1 protein-coding gene is annotated in these 522 nt (G+C 70.9%); it reads left to right on the top strand.

Annotation, left to right across the window (positions count from 1 at the left end):
* Nucleotides 1-31 precede the first annotated feature (31 nt).
* On the top strand, nt 32-522 hold a 491-nt coding region (locus AC4FS3_RS29500; protein ID WP_491023496.1), incomplete at its 3' end, for a helix-turn-helix transcriptional regulator.

The following is a 522-nucleotide window of genomic DNA, read 5'->3' as shown; positions in this document are numbered from 1 at the left end:
TTCCTCGAAATGCTCCAGCTCCGGAAAAGTCTTGACCCGTCCCGGCTCCAAACGCCCGTCCTCTTCCCGCGCCGCGCCGCGCGCCACCCGCTCTCGCGCCGCCCGCAAGGAAGCCGCGCAGCGCCTCGCGGAGGCTGCGGCGCTGCCCGACAGCCTGACGGAACCCGCGGAGGGCGATGCGCCGGCGGGGCTGCCGACGCGCGAGGCCATCGTCGCCTTCATCAATTCGGCCCCCGGCAAGGTGGCCAAGCGCGACATCGTCCGGGCCTTCGGCATCAGCGGCGACCAGCGCATCTGGCTGAAACGGCTGCTGAAGGAGCTGGAGGAGGACGGTCTCATCAACCGTCGCCACGGCGCCCTGCACGACGCAGCCGGCCTGCCGCCGGTGGTGCTGGCCGACATTACCGGCCGCGATGACGACGGCGAACTCATCGCCCGCCCGGCCGAGTGGAACAGCGACGACGAACCGCCGCAGATCATCATCAATCTGCCGCGCCGCCCCGCCAAAGGCCATCAGCCCAA

Source organism: Pseudogemmobacter sp. TB195 (assembly GCF_058313095.1).
The sequence above is the reverse complement of the archived record's forward strand: the minus strand, read 5'-3'. Positions and strand labels throughout refer to the sequence as shown.